Origin of the sequence: Campylobacter concisus (assembly GCF_003048575.1) — a bacterium.
GTDB lineage: Bacteria > Campylobacterota > Campylobacteria > Campylobacterales > Campylobacteraceae > Campylobacter_A > Campylobacter_A concisus_U.
In genome coordinates, this window is the sequence record NZ_PIRZ01000013.1 from 1 (window position 1) to 3,001 (window position 3,001).

Sequence of the window (3,001 nt, forward strand, 5' to 3'; positions counted from 1 at the left end):
TCTTAAAGCCATGCCCGTTTTTACGTTGGCTATCTCTTCCCAAATACCAACAATAGTTTCAAGCTGCTTTTTGGTCGCGTATAGGCTGCCTTTAGCTGGCGTTAGATCTTCACCGGCTACAAAAGAAGGACTAAACGTTTTGTTTGCTTTGGTTTTGCGGGTTGCTTTGCTTTTTCGCGCAGGTCTTTTAAAATTTGCACCTTTATGGGGCTTATACCCCACGACTTCTAGTACGCTTCTAAGCTCTTCAACGCTTAGTTGTGTCAAGCTATCTTTGCCGAATTGCGCTTGTAGATATATTTTTCTGCATTCGTCATCCACAAAATAGTTGTGCTTCAATGTTTGTATCATTTTTATATAGTATTTTTTTAGTTCGCTCGTATTCATCTCAAACCGCCAAATTTAAGGTATTTTCCCTTATAGTTGTAATAGTTGTATCGGTTGTAGTCTCCGCTTTACAACTATATATCACGCTCTTGCCAGTTTTTCGGCTAAACCATAGCTTACCGTCGAATTTATCGAGGCAATCCCTAGCCGTTCTATCGTCTTTTTCGTAATTCATAGCGTTTAGTAACTCGGTTTTGTTTAGATCTCCGCCGGCTAGTATTTTTTGCGCTAGAGTAGTAAAATTTAGCTCGTATTCGCTCATCCTAGCTACCTCCACGTCAAGCTCGTTTAGTTCTAAATTTAGCGTTTTTACGCAAAAACCGCTATCTTTTACTCCGGCTCTTTCTTTGGCTACTTCAAGTAAGAAATTTAACTCGTTTTCCTTGCTAGGGCGTTTTAGTAGATGATACATAACGTCGAGAGAATTTCTTATATGGTTGCTGCCTTGATAGTTTTTACCGTCTTTGTTAGAGTGGTGAAGGATGATTACGGTAGCTCCTGCTTCGCGTAAATTCTTAAGCGCGCCGAATAGCCTATTTATGCGGTTGTCGTTATTGATGTCTACGAAATCCCGCAAGCTATCCAGGATAAAAACGCAATCTTTGTAAGCTTTGCCTACGGCGTTTTCTTCTAGCTTTAAAACAAGCTCGAATCCGCAAAGCTCCAAAGTGGAGCGCTGGATATAATTCATATTCTCGTAGCTTTCTATAAGTAACCTATCTACGCCGCGCTGTTTGAGTACGCCTACTGGGTTGTCGTAGTCTATGAAAAACACCCTTTGACCCTCTTTGCAAAGTTTTTTAGCTAGAGCAAAGGCCATGTAACTTTTGCCCGTGCCGCCGTCAGCGTAGATCAGTGTGATTAGCTGCTTTACTAAAAAGCCCTCTATCAAAAACTCGACCTTTTCGTTGAAACTATCCTTAGTTAGGCTAGAACTTTTTAAAAACTCGAAAATTTCGCTCATTATAACCCTTTTTTCCACAACTCTTTTTCTAAAAATTCACGGCTTAAACCACTACACCTAGCTAGCTTAGATACGTTTAGCTTTCCGTTTTTAAAGCGGTAAAAACTAAGATCGTAGCTTAGAACATTATTAAGTTTAGCTTGATACGATGCTCTCTTTTTTTCGTGTAGATTATTAAGATGAATTCTTTGTTTAGTTGTCAAACCGTCTTTCCTTAAAATTAAACCTTTTAAAGAGCGTTAAAATAGTTTAAAACGCTCTTTAAAGGGCTTAAAGCCCTTTAACACAAATTCTTAATTTTTCTCGTCTTACAAACCTAGGCAAAAGCCTATTTTTGCTATCTTTTAACTTTTTATATTCACTCCAATAGATTTGAAAATAGCTCTTTATCTCGTTCATTTTCCTATCTCCAGGCTCTCTATCTTAGGCACTATCCTAAAATTATCTTTCACTACTCTTTTAAGACCGAGTTTTACTAAATCCTCGTCTTTTAGCTCCGCAAGTGCTTCCTTGTTAGGCTTTTCTTCATATATAATGCACTCTTTACCTAATCCAAATGCCTTTATTGAGCTTAACAAACTCTCAAGCTTGGCTTTTACGGTAGGTACTCTTACGCTTTTGCTTATGCGGTAGCCGATCTCGCCGAAAGTAAATTCTTTTGAGCGTTTTTCTGCGAATTCAGCCTTATTGTCCTCACAAAATAGTGTGATTTGCTGCTCTAAAAAGCTTTTTTCGCTCTCGAGTCTTTCAACTTCGCTCTTTCTAGCTTCTTTTATACGGTTACACTCAAGCGTTACTTCACCGTTAATTTTTTCTATACCTACGCTTACTTCGCATAGTCTTTTTAAAGCGACGTCTACGTCGCTAAAACTATTTATTTGCATCTTTTACTCCTCATTAAAAATTTTTATTAGCCCTATCACTCAAACAAACTAAATTTAAGCTCACTAAGACCATATTCTTTAGCCCACGCCGCCTCTTGTGCCATGCCTGTACTCTTATCGCTCCACTTACACGAATGGCTGTAGTAGTAGCTGCACACTCTAAGCAGTTCTTCGCAGTTTTTCATTACTCTTTCACGCTCAAGCTCGCTATATATCTCCATCCACGCAAGTACGGGCGAGATAGGCTCGTAGCCGTTAGCTCTGACAATAGCGCAAGCCTGCTGCGCTATTTGCTTAGCGTAGTAGTTTCTGTCCCGGTCTTTGCACTCGATACTGGCATAGGGCGTAGAAACAAACACTAATCTCGCTGTTTTCATCTATTCTCCTTTCTTTAAATTTAACTTTATGGGAAGCTCCGCAGAGCTCCCGAAAAATCAAATTTAAGCTGCCGTATCGATTACTTTGCCGTCGGCTGTTCTTATGATATATTTGCCTACTAGCTTAAACATACTCTTTGAGTAGTCCGCCTTTTGGCCCTTTATCATGCTTCCGCGCCTTATGCCCCATAGTTCACCTTTAGCACTTACTCTCATTTCAAATCCTTTCTCTTCAAATTCTCTCACCAGCCTAACTAGTCCCGCCGCTTGCGTTCGCTCCACCGCGCGATTTTCAAGAGGATTTATAGCTATATCCATCATTTTTTACTCCTTACAACTATTACAACCGTTACAACTATAAAAGCAACATCTTTGTAGCCTCTTTGACT

Annotated in this window: 6 protein-coding genes; all 6 read right to left on the minus strand. The window is 39.6% G+C overall.

Annotated elements, in window-relative coordinates; genetic code table 11:
* The coding region (locus CVS84_RS09390; RefSeq protein ID WP_159070085.1) for a phage protein GemA/Gp16 family protein at window positions 1-387 on the minus strand (387 nt) is incomplete at its 3' end.
* Between the two features lies 1 nt (window position 388).
* Complete coding sequence (locus CVS84_RS09395; RefSeq protein WP_051267848.1) at window positions 389-1,351, minus strand: AAA family ATPase; 963 nt, start codon at window positions 1,349-1,351, stop codon at window positions 389-391.
* Complete coding sequence (locus CVS84_RS09400; RefSeq protein WP_107692055.1) at window positions 1,351-1,554, minus strand: hypothetical protein; 204 nt, start codon at window positions 1,552-1,554, stop codon at window positions 1,351-1,353. Before CVS84_RS09400 ends, CVS84_RS09395 begins: the two co-directional genes overlap by 1 nt.
* A 192-nt stretch (window positions 1,555-1,746) precedes the next feature.
* Window positions 1,747-2,235: a host-nuclease inhibitor Gam family protein gene (locus tag CVS84_RS09405; protein WP_107692056.1), complete on the minus strand. Its 489-nt coding sequence runs from the start codon at window positions 2,233-2,235 to the stop codon at window positions 1,747-1,749.
* Window positions 2,236-2,270: 35 nt separating this feature from the next.
* A complete protein-coding gene (locus tag CVS84_RS09410; RefSeq protein WP_107692057.1) occupies window positions 2,271-2,612 on the minus strand; it encodes a hypothetical protein in 342 nt (113 codons plus the stop codon).
* A gap of 63 nt (window positions 2,613-2,675) precedes the next feature.
* A complete protein-coding gene (locus CVS84_RS09415) occupies window positions 2,676-2,933 on the minus strand; it encodes a hypothetical protein (RefSeq protein WP_103559477.1) in 258 nt (85 codons plus the stop codon).
* Window positions 2,934-3,001: the final 68 nt, after the last annotated feature.

What these genes read in the sequence shown, in the direction of transcription:
- CVS84_RS09395 (WP_051267848.1), bottom strand. Translation starts at nt 1,351, where the DNA reads ATGAGCGAAATTTTCGAGTTTTTAAAAAGTTCTAGCCTAACTAAGGAT.
- CVS84_RS09405 (WP_107692056.1), bottom strand. Translation starts at nt 2,235, where the DNA reads ATGCAAATAAATAGTTTTAGCGACGTAGACGTCGCTTTAAAAAGACTA.
- CVS84_RS09410 (WP_107692057.1), bottom strand. Translation starts at nt 2,612, where the DNA reads ATGAAAACAGCGAGATTAGTGTTTGTTTCTACGCCCTATGCCAGTATC.
- CVS84_RS09415 (WP_103559477.1), bottom strand. Translation starts at nt 2,933, where the DNA reads ATGATGGATATAGCTATAAATCCTCTTGAAAATCGCGCGGTGGAGCGA.